Annotated in this window: 2 protein-coding genes; both read left to right on the top strand. The window is 63.3% G+C overall.

The genetic code is table 11. The features are described from left to right. A partial coding sequence (locus tag AC1D06_RS42595; RefSeq protein WP_477991604.1) for a proton-translocating transhydrogenase family protein occupies positions 1–306 on the top strand: 306 nt, incomplete at its 5' end. 10 nt (positions 307–316) lie between these two features. Beyond that, positions 317–1,395 (top strand): NAD(P)(+) transhydrogenase (Re/Si-specific) subunit beta (locus AC1D06_RS42590; protein WP_477991602.1); only part of this gene is annotated, 1,079 nt, incomplete at its 3' end.

Below are 1,395 nucleotides of genomic sequence, written 5' to 3'. Positions count from 1 at the left end.
CATGCGCTCTCCGGCGGTGTGATCGATCCCTTCGTCTTCCGGCTGGCGATCTTCGTGCTCGCCATCTTCGTCGGTTACTATGTCGTCTGGTCGGTGACCCCGGCGCTGCATACGCCGCTGATGGCGGTGACCAATGCGATCTCCTCGGTGATCGTGGTCGGTGCACTGCTGGCCGTCGGCCTGTCGCTGTCTGGCTGGGCCACCGGCTTCGGCTTCGTTGCGCTGATCCTGGCCTCGATCAACATCTTTGGCGGCTTCCTGGTCACCCAGCGCATGCTCGCCATGTACAAGAAAAAAGACAAGTGAGGCTCGGCCGATGAATGTCAGTTTCGCAGCCTTCCTCTATCTCGTCTCYGGCGTGCTGTTCATCATGGCRCTCAGGGGKCTGTCGCATCCSTCGACCAGCCGCAAGGGCAATACCTATGGCATGGTSGGCATGGCGATYGCCATYCTCACCACGCTGGCGCTGGCCAAGCCGTCGCTACCCGCCTTCGGCCTGATCGTGCTCGGCCTGGCCATCGGCGGCAGCATCGGTGCGGTGATCGCCCGGCGTATTGCCATGACCGCGATGCCGCAACTGGTTGCCGGCTTCCACTCGCTGGTCGGCCTCGCCGCGGTGCTGGTGGCGGCAGGCGCGCTCTATGCACCGGCCTCGTTCGGCATTGGTGACGTCGGCTCTATTCATGCCCAGGCGCTGGTGGAAATGTCGATCGGCGTCGCCATCGGCGCCATCACCTTCACCGGTTCGGTCATCGCCTTCCTCAAGCTTGATGGCCGCATGTCGGGCAAGCCGATCATGCTGCCGATGCGGCATGTGATCAATGCCGCGATCTTTGCCGCGATCATCATTCTCGTCGGCGTGCTGGTCGGCACGGAAAGCCATGTGGTGTTCTGGCTGATCGTGCTTCTGGCGCTGGCCTTCGGCGTGCTGCTGATCATCCCGATCGGCGGCGCCGACATGCCGGTCGTCGTCTCGATGCTCAACTCCTATTCCGGTTGGGCCGCCGCCGGCATCGGTTTCACGCTCGGCAATCTGGCGCTGATCATCACCGGCGCCCTGGTCGGCTCGTCGGGTGCGATCCTCAGCTACATCATGTGCAAGGGCATGAACCGCTCGTTCATCTCGGTCATTCTCGGCGGCTTCGGCGGCGAGACGGGTGGACAGGCGCAGGATAATTCCGACAAGACGGTCAAGCTCGGCTCGGCCGAGGATGCAGGCTATCTGATGGCCAATGCATCGAAGGTGATCATCGTGCCCGGCTATGGCATGGCGGTGGCGCAGGCGCAGCATGCGCTCAGGGAAATGGCCGACACGCTCAAGAAGGCCGGGGTCGAGGTCAAATATGCCATCCATCCGGTGGCCGGCCGCATGCCGGGCCATATGAACGTGCTGCT

The organism is Rhizobium sp. P2_G2, from assembly GCF_056403555.1.
Note: the sequence above shows the minus strand (reverse complement) of the source record. Positions and strands in the feature narration are given on the sequence as shown.